General features: G+C 73.0%; 19 protein-coding genes and 1 riboswitch. Of the genes, 6 read left to right on the forward strand and 13 right to left on the reverse strand.

The window, feature by feature from the left end; all coding sequences use genetic code 11:
- Positions 1–75: 75 nt before the first annotated feature.
- From ACZ6D7_RS23260 to ACZ6D7_RS23270, 3 genes are read right to left on the reverse strand one after another with little or no spacing between them, the layout of a single operon-like run.
- Entirely contained in the window at positions 76–966 is an 891-nt protein-coding gene (locus ACZ6D7_RS23260; RefSeq protein ID WP_469493748.1) for an LLM class F420-dependent oxidoreductase, read from the reverse strand.
- Between the two features lie 46 nt (positions 967–1,012).
- Entirely contained in the window at positions 1,013–3,580 is a 2,568-nt protein-coding gene (locus ACZ6D7_RS23265) for an ABC transporter permease (protein ID WP_469493751.1), read from the reverse strand.
- Between the two features lie 4 nt (positions 3,581–3,584).
- Positions 3,585–4,418: an ABC transporter ATP-binding protein gene (locus ACZ6D7_RS23270; RefSeq protein ID WP_469493754.1), complete on the reverse strand. Its 834-nt coding sequence runs from the start codon at positions 4,416–4,418 to the stop codon at positions 3,585–3,587.
- 148 nt (positions 4,419–4,566) lie between these two features.
- Between ACZ6D7_RS23270 and ACZ6D7_RS23275 the strand changes: the two genes are divergently transcribed.
- Together ACZ6D7_RS23275 and ACZ6D7_RS23280 are read left to right on the forward strand one after the other, a co-directional pair.
- Positions 4,567–4,851, forward strand: coding sequence for a toxin-antitoxin system HicB family antitoxin (locus tag ACZ6D7_RS23275; protein ID WP_469493756.1), 285 nt, complete (start codon positions 4,567–4,569; stop codon positions 4,849–4,851).
- Between the two features lie 4 nt (positions 4,852–4,855).
- Positions 4,856–5,230, forward strand: a complete 375-nt coding sequence (locus ACZ6D7_RS23280) for a fic family toxin-antitoxin system, toxin component (RefSeq protein ID WP_469493759.1) — start codon at positions 4,856–4,858, stop codon at positions 5,228–5,230.
- Here the strand turns inward: ACZ6D7_RS23280 and ACZ6D7_RS23285 are convergent.
- Together ACZ6D7_RS23285 and ACZ6D7_RS23290 are read right to left on the reverse strand one after the other, a co-directional pair.
- Entirely contained in the window at positions 5,225–5,902 is a 678-nt protein-coding gene (locus ACZ6D7_RS23285; protein WP_469493762.1) for a class I SAM-dependent methyltransferase, read from the reverse strand. The genes ACZ6D7_RS23280 and ACZ6D7_RS23285 overlap by 6 nt on opposite strands.
- A 121-nt stretch (positions 5,903–6,023) precedes the next feature.
- The gene (locus tag ACZ6D7_RS23290; protein ID WP_469493765.1) at positions 6,024–6,710 is read right to left on the reverse strand and encodes an esterase/lipase family protein; all 687 of its coding nucleotides are present in this window, start codon (positions 6,708–6,710) and stop codon (positions 6,024–6,026) included.
- A gap of 115 nt (positions 6,711–6,825) precedes the next feature.
- Between ACZ6D7_RS23290 and ACZ6D7_RS23295 the strand changes: the two genes are divergently transcribed.
- Positions 6,826–9,090, forward strand: a complete 2,265-nt coding sequence (locus ACZ6D7_RS23295; protein ID WP_469493768.1) for a helix-turn-helix transcriptional regulator — start codon at positions 6,826–6,828, stop codon at positions 9,088–9,090.
- Here ACZ6D7_RS23295 and bioD read toward each other — a convergent pair.
- Genes bioD through bioB form a run of 3 tightly spaced genes read right to left on the reverse strand, consistent with a single transcriptional unit; the run spans position 9,072 to position 12,326 of the window.
- Positions 9,072–9,803 carry a dethiobiotin synthase gene (bioD, locus tag ACZ6D7_RS23300; protein WP_469493770.1) on the reverse strand — a complete coding sequence of 244 codons (732 nt, stop codon included), beginning with the start codon at positions 9,801–9,803 and terminating at the stop codon, positions 9,072–9,074. The two genes, ACZ6D7_RS23295 and bioD, sit on opposite strands and share 19 nt — an antisense overlap.
- A gap of 2 nt (positions 9,804–9,805) precedes the next feature.
- Complete coding sequence (locus ACZ6D7_RS23305) at positions 9,806–11,086, reverse strand: adenosylmethionine--8-amino-7-oxononanoate transaminase (RefSeq protein WP_469493773.1); 1,281 nt, start codon at positions 11,084–11,086, stop codon at positions 9,806–9,808.
- Positions 11,079–12,326 (reverse strand): biotin synthase BioB, encoded by a 1,248-nt coding sequence (gene bioB, locus ACZ6D7_RS23310; RefSeq protein ID WP_469493774.1) that lies wholly within the window; start codon positions 12,324–12,326, stop codon positions 11,079–11,081. The genes ACZ6D7_RS23305 and bioB overlap by 8 nt, the downstream gene beginning before the upstream one ends.
- A gap of 149 nt (positions 12,327–12,475) precedes the next feature.
- On the opposite strand from bioB, the gene ACZ6D7_RS23315 reads away from it, so the two are divergent.
- Positions 12,476–13,603 (forward strand): 8-amino-7-oxononanoate synthase, encoded by a 1,128-nt coding sequence (locus tag ACZ6D7_RS23315; RefSeq protein ID WP_469493777.1) that lies wholly within the window; start codon positions 12,476–12,478, stop codon positions 13,601–13,603.
- A 47-nt stretch (positions 13,604–13,650) separates the two neighbouring features.
- Here the strand turns inward: ACZ6D7_RS23315 and ACZ6D7_RS23320 are convergent, their stop codons facing one another.
- Both ACZ6D7_RS23320 and ACZ6D7_RS23325 read right to left on the reverse strand, forming a co-directional pair.
- Entirely contained in the window at positions 13,651–13,884 is a 234-nt protein-coding gene (locus ACZ6D7_RS23320) for a DUF397 domain-containing protein (protein WP_469493780.1), read from the reverse strand.
- 9 nt (positions 13,885–13,893) lie between these two features.
- A complete protein-coding gene (locus ACZ6D7_RS23325; protein ID WP_469493783.1) occupies positions 13,894–14,757 on the reverse strand; it encodes a helix-turn-helix domain-containing protein in 864 nt (287 codons plus the stop codon).
- Positions 14,758–14,970: 213 nt separating this feature from the next.
- On the opposite strand from ACZ6D7_RS23325, the gene ACZ6D7_RS23330 reads away from it, so the two are divergent.
- Positions 14,971–15,450, forward strand: a complete 480-nt coding sequence (locus ACZ6D7_RS23330) for an ATP-binding protein (protein WP_469493786.1) — start codon at positions 14,971–14,973, stop codon at positions 15,448–15,450.
- Positions 15,451–15,486: 36 nt separating this feature from the next.
- Here ACZ6D7_RS23330 and ACZ6D7_RS23335 read toward each other — a convergent pair whose 3' ends face one another.
- From ACZ6D7_RS23335 to ACZ6D7_RS23345, 3 genes are all read right to left on the reverse strand, one after another.
- Positions 15,487–15,960, reverse strand: a complete 474-nt coding sequence (locus ACZ6D7_RS23335) for a C40 family peptidase (protein ID WP_469493789.1) — start codon at positions 15,958–15,960, stop codon at positions 15,487–15,489.
- A 3-nt stretch (positions 15,961–15,963) separates the two neighbouring features.
- A riboswitch (cyclic di-AMP (ydaO/yuaA leader) is annotated at positions 15,964–16,134 on the reverse strand.
- Between the two features lie 380 nt (positions 16,135–16,514).
- Positions 16,515–16,820 (reverse strand): hypothetical protein, encoded by a 306-nt coding sequence (locus ACZ6D7_RS23340; protein ID WP_469493792.1) that lies wholly within the window; start codon positions 16,818–16,820, stop codon positions 16,515–16,517.
- 7 nt (positions 16,821–16,827) lie between these two features.
- The gene (locus ACZ6D7_RS23345) at positions 16,828–17,463 is read right to left on the reverse strand and encodes an ATP-dependent Clp protease proteolytic subunit (protein WP_469493793.1); all 636 of its coding nucleotides are present in this window, start codon (positions 17,461–17,463) and stop codon (positions 16,828–16,830) included.
- Between the two features lie 109 nt (positions 17,464–17,572).
- Here ACZ6D7_RS23345 and ACZ6D7_RS23350 point away from each other — a divergent pair, with 109 nt between their 5' ends.
- A complete protein-coding gene (locus ACZ6D7_RS23350) occupies positions 17,573–17,851 on the forward strand; it encodes a type II toxin-antitoxin system Phd/YefM family antitoxin (protein ID WP_469493796.1) in 279 nt (92 codons plus the stop codon).
- The last annotated feature ends 53 nt before the right edge of the window (positions 17,852–17,904 follow it).

Raw genomic sequence — 17,904 nt, forward strand, 5'->3', positions numbered from 1 at the left:
CGGGCGCGCAATTCCAGCATCCGGACGCCGCCGTGAGCCGACCCGTCCGGAGACGGCGGGCGGGGCCGGCCGCGCTCAACGCCCCCGCAGCGCCGCCACGACCGGCGCGAAGGCCTCCATGAACGGCTCCAGCACGGTCAGGTACGAGAACCCGTACCGCTCCCGCTGCGCCAGCACCTGCGCGACGATCTCCTCCTCGGTGCCCACCAGCAGGATGGGCAGCTCCATCGCCTGCTTCAGGGTGAGGTCCGGGATCCGGTCCATGAGGCCGTGGACGGCGGCCTCCCGGTCGTCGGTGACGATCACCCAGTGGACGAGGAGGTTCAGCTCCGCCTCCTCCTTGCGCCCCCGGGCCAGCTCCCGGTACCGCGCCACCCGCTCGTCCAACCGCTCGGCCGAGATCGGGGCGAGCTGCCCCGAGGTGCTCCCCGGCACCAGGTACCGGCCGGTGAACGAGGCGATGTCGGCGTGCTCGGCGGTCAGCCGCAGCATGCGGTCGCCGTTGGCGCCGATCAGGACCGGCACCCGCGGCTCCTGCACCGGCCGCGGCCGGAAGTCGTCCGAGCCGAGCAGCCGGTCCAGCTCCTCCACCGTCCGCCGCAGCCGGTCCACCCGCTCGCCCGGCGACCCCCACGGCAGCCCCGCCGCGTCGTGCTCCGCCCGTACGTACCCGGTGCCGAGCCCGAGTTCGAGCCGGCCGCCGGTCAGCGCGTCCGTGGTGGCCACCTCCCGGGCGAGCAACGCCGGGTTCCAGAACCCCGCGTTGAGCACGGAGGTGCCGAGCCGGGGCCGCTCGGTCGCCTCGGCGGCCGCGATCAGCGCGGGGAACGGCGCGGGCATCCCCAGATGGTCGGGGACCAGCAGCACGTCGTAACCCAGCGCCTCGGCCCGGCGGCATTTGGCGCGCCACTCGGCGGCGGGCGAGGGCTCGACCAGGTTGACCCCGAAACGGAACGGACGCGACATGAACTCTCCTCAGCAACAACCGACTTGAGCATTCGTCGCGATTCCATCACTCGTGGGCGATCGCCGCCAGCACGTTCATGCGGGATGCACGCATCGCCGGGAGCAACGCTGCCACGACTCCAACGAGCCCCGAGCCGATCACCACCGCGACCACAGTGCCCCACGGGATGGCCAGCGCTTTCATGCCCTGGAGCGCCAGTACCTGCTGTATGCACACACCCCACACCAGGCCCAGTGCGAGCCCCAGGACCGCGCCGAAGACCGCGATCACCACCGACTCCAGCCGGATCATCCGGCGCAGCTGCCGACGGCCCAGACCGATGGCGCGCAGCAGCCCGATCTCCCGGGTCCGCTCCACCACCGACAGCGCCAGGGTGTTGACCACGCCGAGCACCGCGATGACGATCGCCAGCCCGAGCAGCGCGTACACCAGGTACAGCAGGACGGCGATCTGGTCGTGCACCAGCTCCTTGTAGTCGGCCTGGTCGCGAGCCTGCACCTGCGGATACGCGTCGAGGGTCCGCTCCAGCCGGGGCCGCAGCTGGTCGGCGCTCGTCCCGGGGGCCGCGTTCACGTACAGCGCGGAGTCCTGGCCGCCCGGCACGTACTTCTCGACGGTCGCGATCCCGAAGAACAGCCCGCCCCGCATCCCGAACCCGTCGGCGGAGTCCTGGTCGGTGAGCGCACCCACCTTCAGCGAGGTCGTGCGGTCGCCGGGGAACTCGACGGGCAGCACACTGCCGACGCGCACGCCGTGGTCCCTGGCGAAGTCGACGTCCATGCCGATGGCGCCGTCGGCCAGCGCGGCCGCCGTGTCGCCCTGGGCGTAGGTGACATGGGCGACGTCGTCGACCCGGTCGTCGTACCCGGCGGCCGTCGTCTCGACCCGGTCCCCGTCCGGCAGCCGTACGGCGACCGGCGCGAACCGCTGGCGTACGACGAGCCCGACGCCGTCGGTGCCGCGCACCGCGTCGGTGACCTCCTGGGAGAACGGGGTGAAGTTGGCGTTCTGGATCACGAAGTCGGCGCCGAGCGTCTCGTCGATCTGCTGGTCGAAGGACTTGGACATCGAGGCGCTCGCCACCGACATGCCGCCCACCAGGGCCAGGCCGACCATGAGCGCGGCCGCCGTGGCGCCGGTGCGGCGCGGGTTGCGCAGTGCGTTGCGCTGGCTCATCCGCCCGACCGGGCCGAACAGGGCGGGGAAGGCCCCGCCCAGCACCCGGATCACGGGACGGACCAGCAGCGGGCCCGCGATGACGGTCGCGATCAGCGTCAGGACCACACCCAGCCCCAGCAGGGAGGCCGCGGACGCCGTCTCGGATGAGGCCACACAGCCCACCAGCGCGGCCGCGCCGAGCGCCCCGACGACCGAGCCGATCACCGCGCGCACCTTCAGCGGCCGGCCCACTCCGGCGACATCGGCGTCCGCGAGGGCCGCCATCGGCGAGACGGAGCCGGCGCGCCGGGCCGGGAGGTAGGCCGCCACGAAGGTGACGCCGACGCCGACGACGTACGCCGACACCGGGGTCGCCCAGCCGACGGCCATCTCCGTGGTCTTCAGGTTCATGCCGAACACGCTCATCAGCTTGATCAGCCCGGCGGCGAGCCCGATGCCGGCCGCCAGGCCCAGCGTCGAGCCGACCAGCCCGAGCAGCACCGCCTCGGTGAGCACGGACCGCCGTACCTGACGGCGGTCGGCGCCCAGCGCGCGCAGCAGGCCCAGCTCGCGGGTCCGTTGGGCGATCAGCATCGAGAAGGTGTTGACGATCAGGAACACGCCGACCAGCACCGCGACCCCGGCGAAGCCGAGCATCACGTACTTGATGACGTCGAGGAACCCGCCCAGGGACTCCGCCGAGGACTTCGCCTGCTCGTCGGCGGTCCGTACGTCGTACGGACCGGAGCCGAGCGCGGCCGTCACCCGGCGCTTCAGCTCGGCGTCGGTCACACCCGGTGCCGCGTCGACGGAGATGCTGGTGGCCAGGTCGGCGGAGCCCAGCAGCTCGGCCGCGGCGACCTTCGGGTCGAGGTAGACCAGCGCCGCGCCCGGGTTGGTGGTGGTGAAGGTGGCGATGCCCACCACCTCGACCCGGAAGGAGCCGGGCTGGGCCATCACGGTGAGCGTGTCGCCGATGTCCACGTGCTTCTTGTCTGCCGTGTCCGCGTCCAGCAGCGCCTGTCCGGCCCCGCGCGGGGCATGCCCGGAGGTGAGCTTCACCGGGCTGCGGTCGGTGACGTTCCAGTCGACGGCGATGGTGGGCGCGCCGGTGGTCGGTCCGACGGACTCGTTCTCGCTGTCGACGACCGTGATGTTCTCCACGCCCACGTCCGGGTGGGCCGACTCGACGCCCTGGACGCGGGCCGCTCGGGCGGCGAGGGAGGCGGGCAGGGTCTGCACCGCGCCGGTCGGCACGGAGGCGTCGAGGTCGTCCTTCGGCTCGATCGTGACGTCCGCCGCCGTGGACGCGAAGAGCCGGTCGAAGGTACGGGTCACCGTGTCCGAGAAGATCAGACTGCCCGCGACGAACGCCACGGACAGCACGACGGCGAGGGCCGACAGCAGCAGCCGTCCCTTGTGCGCGAGGAAACTCCTGAGCGTCGCCTTCAGCACCTGCTCACTCCTCCTCGGCGGAGGTGGCGGGGGTGGCCTCGGTGCCGCCCCCGAGGACCTGGGCGCCGCCCGTGGAGAACAGGCGCATCCGTTCCAGCACCGCCTGTGCCGTGGGCTCGGCCATCTCGTCCACTATCCGGCCGTCCGCCAGGAAGAGCACCAGGTCGGAGTGGGCGGCGGCGTTCGGGTCGTGGGTGACCATGACGACCGTCTGGCCCAGGGTGTCGACGGCCTCGCGCAGGATGCCCAGCACCTCCAGACCGGCCCGTGAGTCCAGGTTGCCGGTCGGCTCGTCGGCGAAGATCAGCTCGGGGCGGGAGGCGAGTGCCCGGGCGCAGGCCACCCGCTGCTGCTGGCCGCCGGAGAGCTGCGACGGCCGGTGCTTCAGCCGGTCGCGCAGCCCCAGCGTGCCGATGATCCGGTCCAGCCACTCCTGGTCGGGCTTCTGCCCGGCGATGTCCATCGGCAGCGTGATGTTCTCCGCCGCGTTCAGCGTCGGGATCAGGTTGAACGACTGGAACATGAACCCGATCCGGTCACGCCGCAGCCGGGTCAGCTCCCGCTCCTTCAGCCCGGTGATCTCGGTGTCGCCGATCCACACCTCACCGGCCGAGACGGTGTCCAGACCCGCCAGACAGTGCATCAGCGTGGACTTCCCGGAACCCGAGGGCCCCATGACCGCGGTGAACCGGCCGCGCGCGATGGCCACGTCCACCGAGTCCAGGGCGAGCACCGCGGTCTCGCCCGAGCCGTACGCCTTCGTCAGCCCGCGGGCGCGGGCCGCGGTGCCGTCGGCCGAGGCCGGGCCGGGGGCGGGCCCCGCAGCAGGTGTGGACAAGACTGCCTCCTCGCTCACGCGGACTGGATCGGCTTGTTTCTTCCACTCTGTCCGGCCGAGGGTAGTGTGACCCGGCCCACACCCGGTATCACTTTTCGCTTCCAGTGCGCCCTTGCCGCTGCTAGCGAACCGGCGCTAGCGTCGAGGTATGGCGAAGACCCAGCTGAACGTACGCGTCGACGAGGGCACGGCCCAGGCCGCCCGGGAGCGGGCCACGGCCCGCGGCATGAGCGTCAACCGCTACATCGAGGAGCTGGTCAGACGGGACGCCGGAGAAGTCGGGCACACCTTCGTGGAGGCCGCGGCCGACTTCATGAAGCAGTACGAGGGCGTCTTCGCGGAGGAGTTCGGCGCGGACCGCGAGGGCGGGGCACGTGACGGGGCCCACGCGGCCGAGACGTCCGAGGGCGGCGCGCGCGAAGGTCGCCGCTGATCCCTTGAGCGACCTCCGGATCGACCTCGCCTGGCTCCTCATGCTCGCCGAACAGAAGACCCCCGGGGACCCCCAGGTCACCGACTGGGGCGCCCTGGTCGCGGCGGTCGCCCGCCACCAGGCCGAGATCTTCGACGTCCCCGTCTACGACGACGCCCCCGCCCGCGCGGCCGCCCTGCTCCAACTCCTCATCCACGTGCCGGCGCTGGAGCGGTCGAACGCGCTGTTCGCCTGCGCCGTCGCGTACGCCTACCTCGTCGCCAGCGGCCTGAAGATGGCCACCTCGCCCGAACAGGTCCGAGACCTGGCCCGATTGGTCAAGAGCGGCGAGGTGACCGTCCACGACATCGCACGCGAACTGCGCCGCTGGAGCCTATGAGGGCCGCACGGCGCTGCCGAGCACACAGAAGGAGTACGGCAGCCTCGGCCCGTTCTCGGGCAGCGTCAGCCGCCGGTAGGGCCCGAGTTCGAAGCCGGCGTCCCGCAGCGCGGACACCGTGTCGCGGGTGAGGTGACAGCCGCCGACGAGCGGGGGCCACACCGTGCGGTCCAGCGCGCGCTGGGTGAGGCGCATCACCCGGCCGCCGCCCGGCCCGTGCTCCAGGAACCGCAGCTCGCCCCCGGGCCGCAGCACCCGCCGCAGCTCGCCGAGCGCCCGCGGCACGTCCCGCACGCTGCACAGCACCAGCGAGACCACCGCCGCGTCGAAGGCCTCGCTCTTGACCGGCAGCGCCTCCGCGACGCCCGGGACGACGTCGACGGGCACCCCGGCGCGCAGGGCCGCCTCCCGGGCCAGCTGCCGCAGCCGGCCCTCCGGCTCGATCGCGACGACCTCGGAGACGGCCGCCGGGTAGTGCGCGAAGTTCAGCCCGTTGCCCGCGCCGATCTCGATGACTCGGCCGGAGATCCCGGCCAGCAGCCGGTCCCGTACGGCGGACAGGCCCCCGCGGGTCTCCGCGGCGGTGCTGAACCGGGCGTAGCAGCGGGCGAACAACGGGTGGTGGACGGGATCACCGGACACCCGGCCGGAGCCGGCGGACCGTATCGGCATGGCGACCTCCCGGGCAGGAACGGGCCTACCCGGATTCTCCCCCGTGCCGTCCCGCCGCACCCCCGCTGTCCGCACGCGCGCTACTGGACGAACGCGCGCACTGAATGGACGAACGCGCGCACTACTGGACGAAGGCGCGCACCTGCTCGTAGATGCCCAGGTCGTTGTTCATGTCGGTGTGCGAGACACACCCGACGCCGACGTTCGTTGCCCCGCTCAGCAGCGCCGAGGAGTCCGGGTTGATCGCCTCGTCGCAGTTCGACCAGTAGGTCGCGTACGACACGCTGCCCGGCGTCTCGTCACCGGAGTTGAGCGCCGTGAGGAAGGAACTCCCGGTCGTCATCTCGGCGCAGGACGTATACAACCAGCTGCACAGCGAGGCGGTCGAGGTCCCGTGGTTGGTGCCGGCGACGGAGACGAAGTCGTCCACGTACGCCGTACCGCCGAGGTTCTTCAGGTAGTAGCGGGAGCTGAGCGTGCCCATGGAGTGGACGACCACGTCGACCTTGCTCGCACCGGTGCGGGCCAGCACGTTCTTGATCTCGGTGGCCAGCTTCGAGGCGGTCGTGACGTTCGACTGGGACCAGCTGTACGACCAGGCGTCCAGCTCGGCGGCCGTGTAGCCGTCGGCCTCGAAGGCGTCCACCCACTCGTCCCAGCTGCTCGACGAGCTGCTGATGCCGTGGACGAAGACGATGGGGTCGTGGGTCGCCGCGTGTGCCGTGGGGGCGGAGACCGACAGTGACAGAAGGAGAGAAGAGACCACGGCCGAAGCGGCTGTGGTGATGCGACGCATGCGGCCCTGCATGATGCCTCCTGAAACAGGTGGGGTTGCCAGGAGTGTCCGGGCGGGTCTACGCGCGCCGCATCGGTGAAATCGCCGGTCTTTACTGTTCAAGAAACTCGCCAGTAACGTCAGTTGGGTGGTGACTCCGGTGAACCCCCCACCCCTCGACCGCACTTCGCCACCGCCGCTCACGGCCGCGGGGCCGCGTCCGGTTTCCGTACTCCCCGAGGGAGTACGGCTGCGCGTGCTGCGCCTCGTGCACGGCGATCCGCGCGCCGCCGCCGAACTCGCCGGACGCCTCACCGAACGCCAGGCGGCCGGCCTCGACCCGCTGCCGACCGACCCCGCGGAACTGGCGCCCGAGGTGCTGCGCGCCCACCGCCGGGAGATCCGCTCGCTGCCGGACGACACCCGGCTGCTGCTCCTGCTCGCCGCCGCCGACCAGTACCCGGTGGCCACCCACGCCTTCCTGCGGGCCGTCGCCGCCGCCCGGCTCGACACCCGGCCGCTGGACGCCGCCGAGAGCGCCGGCATCGCCTGCGCCACCGCGGGCGGGGTCGGCTTCCGTGACCCCTGGACCCGGATCGCCGCGTACGAGACGGCCGCCCCGGCCGACCGGCGTGACGTCCACCGGCTGCTCGCCCGCGTCCTGCACGACGAGGCCGAGCTGCCCCGCCGGTCCTGGCACCGGGGCGCGGGCGCGCTCGGCCCCAGCGGGCGGCTCGCGGCCGAACTGACGGCGGCGGCCGCCCGGGCCCGCCGGGCCGGCGACCCGCCCCTGGCCGCCGCCCTCACCGAACGCGCCGCCGCGCTCTCCCCGGACCCGCGCGAGAAGTCCCGCCTCCTCGCCCACGCCGCCTCCGACGCCTGGCACGCCGGCGCCCCCGACCGGGCCCGCACCCTGGCCGCCCACACCCACACCGAACCCCTGACCGCCCTCCTCACCCTGCGGACCGGCCCCGCCGCGGAGGCCTTCGACGCCCTGCTGGCGGGCGCGGCCCAGGGGACGGGACCGGACGCGGCGACCGCGGAGCCCGACCCGGCCGGCACCGACGCCGAAGTCACCTCCTGCGCCGCTCCCGTCCCGACGGCCACCCACCTGCTGGCCCGAGCCGCCGAAGCCGCCGTCTACACCGGGGATCTGCGGCGGTGCCGGGAGGCGGTGAGGGTCGCGCGCGGGCTGGGCATCGTGCCGCCGGGCGTGCTGGGCGGGATGGTCGCCGCCGTCGACGGGCGCTACGAGGACGCCCGCAATCTGCTGGAGGCGACCGCCGGGCGGTGCGGGCCGGGGGGCGACCCCACCGACCTCCTGCACGCGGGGATCGCCGCGCTGATGCTCGGGGACCACACCCGCGCCGCCACCGCCACCGTCCGGTCGGCGGCGGCCGCCCGCGCCCGGGGCGTCACGGACGCCGTCTCACAGGCGATGGAGTTCCGCGCCTACGCCGACTTCTGGACCGGCCGCCCGCGCGCCGCCGAGGCCACCGCCCTGGACGCGCTGCGGCAGGCGTACACCACCGGGCAGGACAACGGCGCCTGCCATCTCCAGGCCGCCCTCGCGATGTTCGCCGCGCTCACCGGCGACGGCGACCTGTGCCGGGAGCGCGCGGCGGCCGCCCGGGCGTACGCCCTGACGCACGGGCTCGGGCTGCCCGCCGCGCTCGCCCAGTGGGCGCTCGCCTTCCTGGACCTCGGGGCCTGCCGGTTCGACGCCGCCGCGGCCCGGCTGCGCGCCCTCGCCGCCTCCGGTCCCGGACACGGTCACCGGGCCATCCGCCACCTGGCCACCCCGCACTACGTCGAGGCCGCCGTCCGCACCGGCGACACCCGGATCGCCCGGGCCGCGCACGCCGACTACGACCGCTGGGCCCGCGCCGTCGCCAGCCCCGACGACCTCGCGCTCAGCGCCCGCTGCCGGGCCCTGCTCACCCCGGGCGCCGACGCCGTCGAGCACTACCGCACCGCCCTCGACCTGCACGCCGACGGCACCCGCGCCTTCGAACGCGCACGCACGGAACTGCTGTTCGGCAGCGCTCTGCGCCGGCTGCGGCACCGCGCGGAGGCCCGCGACCGGCTGCACAGCGCCCTGGAGGCGTTCGAGTCCTTCGGTGCCCCGCACTGCGCCGAGGGAGCCCGCGCCGAACTCCGTGCCCTCGGCGCCCCGGCCGGACCGGCGCGCGCGAGCGAGAGCCCGGCCGTCCGCCTGACCGCGCAGCAGATGTTGGTCGCCCGGATGGCCGCCGAGGGCGCCACGAACCGCGAGATCGCCGCCCGCCTCGCCCTCAGCCCCCGCACCATCGACCACCATCTGCGGGGCGTCTTCACCCGCCTGGGCATCCGCTCCCGGATCGAACTCGTCCGCCTCCTCGCGACGACGGACGGTCAGGCGGACGGCTCCTGAACCGCCGCCCGCACCCGGAACGCGTCCGCCTCCCACGTCCCGTCCAGCCGCGGCGCCAGCCAACCGGGCGCCGCCGTACGGAAGCCGGCGGGCGACAGCGCGCCCACCCCCATCGGCAGCGCCCCCAGCAGCGGGGCGCCCGCGACCTCCGGCAGGTCGGTCACATTGCACCGCATCGCCAGATCGGGGGAGTCGGGCCAGCCGCCGATCACCACCCCCAGCAACTCCACGCCCCGGGCGCGCAGTTCACGGGCCGTCAGCTCGGTGGTGTTCAGCGTGCCCAGGCCGGCGGTGGCCACCACCAGCACCGGCGCCCGCAGTGCCTGAGCCGCGTCGGCCAGCGTCCCGCCCGCCTCGTCGAAGCGTACGAGCAGCCCGCCCGCCCCCTCGACCAGCACCAGGTCGTGCTCCGTGGCGAGCTTCTGCGCCGCCACCACCACGTCGTACGGCCGCACCGGCGCCAGCCCCGCCCGCCGGGCGGCCGTCGCCGGGGCCAACGGCTCCGGATAGCGGGCCAGTTCGGCCGTCGTCACCGCGCCCGCGAGCCGCGCGACCTCGTCCGCGTCCCCGCGCTCGTCCGGCCGTACGCCGGTCTGCGCGGCCTTCAGGACGGCCACCGAACGGCCCGCCGCGAGCGCGGACGCGGCGACGGCCGCCGTCGTGACGGTCTTGCCGACCTCCGTGCCGGTCCCCGTGATCACCAGGATCGGCATGTTCACCCCTCCCGTGCCGCCGCGCACACCGCGCGCGCGATCCGTGCCACGTCGGCGTCGCCGGTGACGTACGGGGGCATCGTGTAGACCAGGTCGCGGAACGGCCGCAGCCACACCCCCTCCCGCACGGCGGCCTCGGTGGCGGCCCGCATGTCCACCTCGTGGTCGAGCTGCACGACCCCGATGGCTCCGAGGACCCGGACGTCCTTCACGCCGGGGAGCGCGGCGGCCGGCGCCAGACCCTCCCGCAGGCCCGCCTCGATCCGCTTGACCTCCGCGAGCCAGTCCTGGCCCAGCAGCAGCTCGATCGAGGCACAGGCCACGGCCGCGGCGAGCGGGTTGCCCATGAACGTCGGGCCGTGCGCCAGCACCGGCACCTCGCCCCGCGAGATCCCGTCGGCCACCCGGGCGCTGCACAGGGTCGCCGCCATCGTGAGGTAACCGCCGGTCAGCGCCTTGCCCACGCACATCACGTCCGGCGACACCGCCGCGTGCTCCGCCGCGAACAGCGCGCCCGTACGGCCGAACCCGGTCGCGATCTCGTCGAACACCAGCAGCACGTCGTGCGCGTCGCACGCCTCGCGCAGCACCCGCAGATACCCGGGGGAGTGGAACCGCATCCCGCCCGCGCCCTGCACCACCGGCTCCACGATCACCGCGGCCAGCTCACCGGCGTGCCGTTCGATCGTCGCGCGCAGCTCGTCGGCGTAGGCCTCCTCGTACTCCACCGGAGGCGGGCCCACGAAGAGCTGGCGGGGCAGCACCCCGGTCCACAGGTCGTGCATCCCGCCGTCGGGGTCGCACACGGACATCGGCTGCCAGGTGTCGCCGTGGTAGCCGCCGCGCCAGGTCAGCAGCCGCCGCTTGTCCGGGCGGCCCAGCGAGCGCCAGTACTGCAGGCACATCTTCACCGCGACCTCGACCGACACGGACCCCGAGTCGGCGAGGAAGACATGCTCCAGGCCCTCGGGTGACAGGTCGACAAGATGCTTCGCCAGCCGCACGGCCGGCTCGTGCGTGAGCCCGCCGAACATCACATGGCTCATCCGGCCGAGCTGCTCCCGCGCGGCCTCGTTGAGCACCGGGTGGTTGTAGCCGTGGATCGCCGACCACCAGGACGACATGCCGTCGACCAGCTCGCCCGAGCCGTCCGCCCGCCGCAGCCGGACCCCGCTCGCCGACTCCACGACGAGCGGTTCGGCCCGGCCGGGCATCGGACCGTACGGATGCCACACATGCCGCCGGTCCAGTTCCAGCAGCTCCGCGACGGGCAGCTCAGGCATTGGGCGCGAGATCGGTACCGGTACCGCGGCGGCGTACGGCGACCAGGTCGGTACGCGCCTCACCGGCCGCCGTCGCGGCCACCGGAGCGGACTCCGCGGGCGCCGCGGCCGGCACGGAACCGCACACACCGCCGCCGCCCTCGTGCGACCCGCAGCCCGCACCCTCGTGGGACCCGCACCCGGACCCGCAGCCGGCCTCGGCGTGCGAACCGCAGCCGCCGCCCCCGCCCGCCGCCACCCGGTGCTCCGGCAGCGTCACCTCGCCCGCGCCCTCCACCTCGAAGCCGGCGTCCGCGATCATCTCCAGGTCGGCCTTGCCGGCCTGGCCCTCGCTGGTGAGGTAGTCACCGAGGAAGATCGAGTTGGCCAGGTGCAGGGCCAGCGGCTGGAGCGTGCGCAGATGGACCTCGCGGCCGCCCGCGATACGGACCTCGACGTCCGGGCAGACGAACCGGACCATCGCCAGGATGCGCAGACAGCGCTGCGGGGTGAGGTTCCACTCCTTGCCCAGTGGGGTGCCCTCGAACGGGATGAGGAAGTTCACCGGCACCGAGTCCGGGTCCAGCGCGCGCAGCGAGAAGACCACGTCCACCAGGTCCTCGTCCGACTCGCCCATGCCGGCGATCAGACCGGAGCAGGCCGAGAGCCCCGCCGCGTGCGCCTTTTGCACCGTGTCCACCCGGTCGGCGTACGTGTGGGTGGTCGTGATGTCCCCGTACGTCGCCTCGGACGTGTTCAGGTTGTGGTTGTAGGCGTCCGCGCCCGCCTCGCGCAGCCGCTCGGCCTGGCCGTCGGAGAGCAGGCCCAGACAGGCGCACACCTCGACGCCCTCGTTCTGGTCCTTGATGGCCTTGATGGTGTCGGAGACCCGGTCCACGTCCCGGTCCGTCGGGCCGCGCCCGGACGCCACCAGACAGACCCGCTTGGCGCCCCCGGCGAGCCCCGCCGCGGCGGCCTGGGACGCCTCGTCCGGCTTCAGCCAGGTGTACTTCAGGATCCCGGCGGTCGAGCCGAGCCGCTGGGAGCAGTACGAGCAGTCCTCGGGGCACAGCCCCGACTTCATGTTGATGAGGTAGTTCAGTTTCACCCGTCGCCCGAACCAGTGGCGGCGCACCTTCCCGGCCGCGGCCACCACGTCCAGCACGTCGTCGTCGGAAGTGGCGAGGACGGCCAGGGCTTCCTCGCGGGTCGGCGGCTCGCGCCGAAGCCCCTTGTCCACCAGCGTGTTCAGCAGGTCCATGAGAGCCGATCCTGTCCTACCGACCCGCCTCGGGCCAAGGTAGGGATCACACAACACACCCGGTTCGACGTGTGGGTATTGCCACACCGTGGGCAGCGGTCGCTGCCGCTAGGGTCTGTCCGCTACCTACAAAAGCCCCCGGAGGAGCCATGGCGTTCGGCTGGATCGACGAGCAGGCGGAGCTGCGCCGCCGGACGGGGCTCGTACGGACGCTGCGGCCCCGGCCGGCCGACTCGCCGCTGCTCGATCTCGCGAGCAACGACTACCTCGGCCTGGCCCGCCATCCCGAGGTCGCCGAGGGGGCCGCGGCGGCCGCCCGGACCTGGGGCGGCGGCGCCACCGGCTCCCGGCTGGTCACCGGCACCACCGAGCTGCACGGCGAACTGGAGCGGGAGCTGGCGGACTTCTGCGGCTTCGAGGCCGCGCTGGTCTTCTCCTCCGGGTACGCGGCCAACCTCGCCGCGGTCACCGCGCTCGCCCCGCACGGCTCGCTGATCGTCTCCGACGCGGGCAACCACGCCTCGCTCATCGACGGCTGCCGGCTGGCCCGGGGTACCACCCAGGTCGTCGCGCACGCCGACCCGGACGCCGTGCGCAAGGCGCTCGGCACGCACGACGGGCCCGCCGTGGCGGTCTCCGACACGGTCTTCTCGGTCGACGGCGACGCCGCCCCGCTGGCCGCCCTCGCGGCCGCCTGCCGGGAGCACGGCGCCGGGCTGGTCGTCGACGACGCGCACGGGCTCGGCGTGCTCGGTGACGGCGGCCGGGGCGCCCCGTACGCGGCGGGCCTCGCGGGCGCGGACGACGTGGTCGTCACGGTCACGCTGTCCAAGTCGCTGGGCAGCCAGGGCGGCGCCGTGCTCGGCCCCGCGCGCGTGATCGACCATCTGGTCAACGCGGCCCGGACGTTCATCTTCGACACCGGCCTCGCCCCGGCGGCGGCCGGCGCGGCCCTCGCGGCCCTCAGGCTGCTGCGCCGCGAGCCCCGGCGGGCGGCGCGCGCGCGTGAGGTGGCGGACGAGCTGCACACGCGGCTGACGGCGGCGGGCCTGGCGGCCGTACGGCCGGACGCCGCGGTCGTCTCCGTGCGCGCCCCGTCCCCGGAGGGGGCCGTGCGGTGGGCGGCGGACTGCCGGTCGGCCGGACTGGCCGTGGGCTGTTTCCGTCCGCCGTCCGTGCCCGACGGCATCTCACGCCTCAGGCTGACCGCCCGCGCGGACCTCTCCGGGGCCGAGCTGGAACGCGCTGTACGGGTGATCGACGAGACACGACCATGAGTCGGCGTGACACGGCCGTGGGTCGCCGCTGACGGATCAGGGCGGGCTCAGTGGAACGCGGCGGTGAATCCCGACCAGCTCTCGGGGGAGAAGAGCAGGGCGGGCCCGGCCGGGTCCTTGGAGTCGCGTACGGCGAGCAGTCCGGCCCATGGCCCGGCGGCCGGACGGGCGGTCTCGACGCAGTTGTTCGCTCCCGTGCTGTAGCTGCTGCGCAGCCAGCACACGCCGGGGAGATCGTCGGGATCGGTGCTGGAGGGGACGTTCCGAGGCGGTGCCGTCATGGTGCCTCCTTACGCGCCGTCGGCCAGCGCGGCGAGGTGATCGAGTGAGTCCTCGGGCGAAAGGGCCTGCGCCCGAAGGGCGTTGAAGGCCTCGGTGTAGGCCTGGAGGTCTTCTTTCCGTTCGAGATAGAGGCTACTCGTCAAGTGGTCGAGTACAACCACATCCAGATCAGAAGTGCTCGAAAATGACAAGATAACGAACGGACCGGTCACTCCGATGTGCGCCCCGGCGGCGAACGGCAGTACCTGGAGCCGGACTTGGGGCAGTCGCGCCGCCTCCGTCAACCGGCGGAGCTGGTCCGCCATCACCTCGGGTCCGCCCACCTCCCGCCGCAGCACCGCCTCGTCCAGCACCGCGCTCAGCTCCAGCGGCGGCCGGCCGCGCAGTACGTCCTGCCTGGCCAGCCGGACCTCCACCAGACGGTCGAGCTGTCCCTCGTCGACGCCCTCCACCGAGGCCCGGGTCACGGCGCGCGCGTACGCGGGGGTCTGGAGCAGCCCCGGCACCACCGTCGTCTCCAGCGTGCGCATCGCGGTGGCCTGGGACTCCAGGCTGATGAAGTCCCGGTAGGCGGGCGGCAGGATCCCGCGGTAGGCGTGCCACCAGTGGTCGCGCTCCCCGCCCCCGCCGTCGGAGCCCGCCAGCGCCATCATCAGCTCCCGCAGACGTGCGTCGGCCACACCGTAGGTATCGAGCAGTAACCGCACATCGGCCGGTTTCGTACCGCTGGTGCCCGTCTCGATGCGGCTCACCTTCGACTGGTGCCAGCCCACGAGCCGGGCCGCCTCACCACTTGTGAGGCCCGCCTGGGTGCGCAGCGTGCGCAGTTCGGCGCCCAGTTTCCGGCGGCGCACCGCGGGACCGTGCTGCATGGGCTCCTCCTACTCCTCACGGGACGTCCCCGTACGGTCCGCCCTGGCAGAGTTCACCGCATCGGGCGACAGATATATGCATATCTTGGTGGATCGCTCCCCGTGACCGGCCCTGTGATGGCAGTCTGGCGGCGAAGCACCAGTCCGGGACCGTACTCGAACCATCCGCACCGTGTCGGGCTCCCGGTCCCGTGGGAAAGGGACGACGTTGCCATGGCAGACCACCTGGAAGCATCCGTCACTCTGCCGAGCGATCCCGCCTCGGTCTCCACGGCCCGCGGCTTCGTGGCCGACATGCTCGGGGAATGGGGGCTGTCGGCGGACACGGAAGCGGCCGACACCATCCGGCTGATCGTCTCCGAACTCGCCACCAACGCCGTACAGCACACCTTCGGCCAGTCACCCACCTTCACGGTGGACCTCGCGCTGGACCATGACGAACAGTTGCGCATCGGCGTCACCGACAGCCATCCGCGCTTCCCCAAACGACTGCCGGCCGCCGTCCAGCAGGACAACGGCCGAGGCATGGTGATCATTCGCTGGCTGACCGCCGAGTGCGGCGGAAGGCTCGGGGTGCGCCCCACGCGCGAGGGCGGCAAGACGGTCATCGTCCACCTCCCGTGGAGCGTCCGGACGGAACCGGTCGCGGGCGCGATGGCCGCCCCCCTGGAGGGCGAGATCCCGGGGCGGTGACGGCGTGTCAGGGATGCCGCCACCGCCCCGGGAGACTCAGCGGACCCGCCCGTACCAGACGCTCTTGGTCCAGATCTTCTGGAGCTTCACCACGTCCCCGGTCTTGGGCGAGTGCCAGATCTTGCCGTTACCCGCGTAGATGCCCACGTGGTAGACGCTGGACCCCGAGTGGAAGAACACGAGGTCCCCGGTCTTGCGGCCGGACGCCGAGATGTGGCGGGTCTTGTTGTACTGCTGGGCCGCCGTACGCGGCAGCGTCTTGCCCGCCTTCTTGTACGAGTACTGCGTCAGCCCGGAGCAGTCGAACCGCCTGGGACCGGTGGCGCCGTACTTGTACGGTGCACCCTTCTTCGACGCGGCGACCTGCAGCGCCTTGGTCGCCGGCGTGGCGGCCGCGGCGTCCGATGCGACACCCGGAACCACGATCGAGCCGCCGACGGCGGCGATGGCGAAAGCCGAGGCCGTACCGGCGCGGGCCATGAGCGACGGGACACGATTCAGCGCAGTCATGCGCAACCCTTCGTCAGCCGCCTGTGAAGGATGACCTGTCGGATTCGGGCTGGCGAAGTTGCCCGGCCGCTCACGCGGCTTCACCCCAAGGGCTGCTCGGCCCGGTCATGGCGTGACCGTACCGGCGACCCGTCGTGCCTGGGTCCTCCACTCCTGCCGATGCACTTCTGTCGACCGGTCATCCGAGCGGCGGCAGGACTCGGCGTCCGCCCGGACCGCCCCACCGCTGTGGCGGGGGCTTGTCGTCAGACACGGATCTTGACTCACCGTTGACCAAAAATCCCAATGAAACCGGGGATTTGTGGGGTTACTCACCACTCACCCGTTCGGGTGGACACCCTGATGGGGGATCAGGTGTCAAGGGCGCCAAAGGGCCCCGGACCTGCGCTGGAACCCCTTGTTCCGCCCCGCGGGAGGGGGTTTTGCGCAAGCTCGGCGGGCTCGCAATCGGAGCGGCCGCTACGCTGAACGGGGGTAACCCGTCTGGTGCGTTTCATGTCCGGTCCGGGCGTCCCGTTCGGGGCGCGGACGGTCTCCGCCGGACCGTTCGCCCGTCAACTGTCCGAGCGCGGCGGCAGCGTGACACGCGCCGTGCGGCGCTCCCCGTCCAGGACGCGCAGCGCCCGCGCGAGCGTCGGCGCGTGCAGCTCGCTCTCGCCGCGCTGGTGCATCAGCGTCAGCGCGTCCCGCAGCTCGGCGGCTTTGGCCACCAGCGCCTGGGCGGCGCGCAGTCCGCGGTAGGTGTCCCCCTGGTGCGCGGGGTTGATCCGGCCGAGCAGGTCGACCACGTCCAGGTAACGGTCGATCAGCTCGGCCTCGGCCCGGGTCAGCGCGGGCAGCGGCGGCAGCTCGGGAACCATCGGCGGCTCACCTCGCGTCCGGCGTGCCGGTCTGGCCCCTGCGGTCCGGCACGATCGCGTCCACCAGGCCGTACTCCACCGCCTGCGGTGCGGTCAGGATCCGGTCCCGCTCGATGTCCGCGGTCACCTGGTCCGGGGTGCGCCCGGTGTGCCGTACGAGCATCTCCTCCAGCTGGGACCGGGTGCGGGCCAGCTCCTCGGCCTGGATCGCCAGGTCGCCGGCCTGCCCCTCGATGGGCTCGGGCAGCGCCGGCTGCCGGATCACCATTCGGGCGCCCGGCAGCGCGAACCTCTTGCCGGGGGTGCCCGCCGCCAGCAGCACCGCCGCCGACGAGGCGGCCTGGCCCAGGCAGATCGTCTCCACGTCGCAGGTGATGTAGCGGAGCGTGTCGTAGAGCGCCGTCATCGCGCTGAACGAGCCGCCGGGGGAGTTGATGTACAGCGCGATGTCCCGGTCCGGGTCCTTGTGCTCCAGGTACATGAACTGGGCCATCACGTCGTTCACCGCGGTGTCGTCGACCGGGGTCCCCAGGAAGACGATCCGCTCCTCGAGGAGCTTCGAGTACGGATCCGTCGTCCGGTGCCCGGAGCTCGTGCGCTCGGTGAACTCGGGCAGGACGTGGCGGGCGGACGGTCGGGTCATCGGAAACCTCTCCTCATGTGGCCGTGCACTGCGGCGGTGCACTGGCGGTGCACTGCGGCGGTGCGTCTGTAAAAAATGTACAGGATGTACGTGACGTTAGAATGGGGTCATGGCCTACGAGATTCCGGTGACGCAAGCCAGGGCTGAACTCGCCGACCTGATCAACCGCGTGGTGTACGGCGGCGAGCGCGTCGTCGTGACCCGGCACGGCAAGCCCCTGGTCGCCCTGGTCTCCGCCGCCGACCTGGAACGGCTCGAGGCGCTGGACCAGCCCGTCGAGGACCAGGTGGTCAGCGCCGTCTCCACCGTCCGCGAGGTGGCCTCCGCGCCCCGCGAGCGACAGCGGTTCGGGATCGCGGCGGAGCACCGGGGGCCGAATCCGTCGTAGCGGCCGGGGAAGCCGTGCCGGCCGCGGCGGCCGCAGAACATGGCGAAGACCGC

It is taken from the genome of Streptomyces sp. NPDC041784 (assembly GCF_055591025.1).

Excerpts from the sequence above, each read along its gene's own strand:
- ACZ6D7_RS23315 (WP_469493777.1), top strand. The coding sequence starts at position 12,476 with ATGGCGTTCGGCTGGATCGACGAGCAGGCGGAGCTGCGCCGCCGGACG.
- ACZ6D7_RS23290 (WP_469493765.1), bottom strand. The coding sequence starts at position 6,710 with ATGCAGGGCCGCATGCGTCGCATCACCACAGCCGCTTCGGCCGTGGTC.
- ACZ6D7_RS23260 (WP_469493748.1), bottom strand. The coding sequence starts at position 966 with ATGTCGCGTCCGTTCCGTTTCGGGGTCAACCTGGTCGAGCCCTCGCCC.
- ACZ6D7_RS23350 (WP_469493796.1), top strand. The coding sequence starts at position 17,573 with ATGGCCTACGAGATTCCGGTGACGCAAGCCAGGGCTGAACTCGCCGAC.
- ACZ6D7_RS23335 (WP_469493789.1), bottom strand. The coding sequence starts at position 15,960 with ATGACTGCGCTGAATCGTGTCCCGTCGCTCATGGCCCGCGCCGGTACG.
- ACZ6D7_RS23340 (WP_469493792.1), bottom strand. The coding sequence starts at position 16,820 with ATGGTTCCCGAGCTGCCGCCGCTGCCCGCGCTGACCCGGGCCGAGGCC.
- ACZ6D7_RS23305 (WP_469493773.1), bottom strand. The coding sequence starts at position 11,086 with ATGCCTGAGCTGCCCGTCGCGGAGCTGCTGGAACTGGACCGGCGGCAT.
- ACZ6D7_RS23330 (WP_469493786.1), top strand. The coding sequence starts at position 14,971 with ATGGCAGACCACCTGGAAGCATCCGTCACTCTGCCGAGCGATCCCGCC.
- bioD (WP_469493770.1), bottom strand. The coding sequence starts at position 9,803 with ATGCCGATCCTGGTGATCACGGGGACCGGCACGGAGGTCGGCAAGACC.
- ACZ6D7_RS23320 (WP_469493780.1), bottom strand. The coding sequence starts at position 13,884 with ATGACGGCACCGCCTCGGAACGTCCCCTCCAGCACCGATCCCGACGAT.
- ACZ6D7_RS23275 (WP_469493756.1), top strand. The coding sequence starts at position 4,567 with ATGGCGAAGACCCAGCTGAACGTACGCGTCGACGAGGGCACGGCCCAG.
- ACZ6D7_RS23345 (WP_469493793.1), bottom strand. The coding sequence starts at position 17,463 with ATGACCCGACCGTCCGCCCGCCACGTCCTGCCCGAGTTCACCGAGCGC.
- ACZ6D7_RS23285 (WP_469493762.1), bottom strand. The coding sequence starts at position 5,902 with ATGCCGATACGGTCCGCCGGCTCCGGCCGGGTGTCCGGTGATCCCGTC.
- ACZ6D7_RS23325 (WP_469493783.1), bottom strand. The coding sequence starts at position 14,757 with ATGCAGCACGGTCCCGCGGTGCGCCGCCGGAAACTGGGCGCCGAACTG.
- bioB (WP_469493774.1), bottom strand. The coding sequence starts at position 12,326 with ATGGACCTGCTGAACACGCTGGTGGACAAGGGGCTTCGGCGCGAGCCG.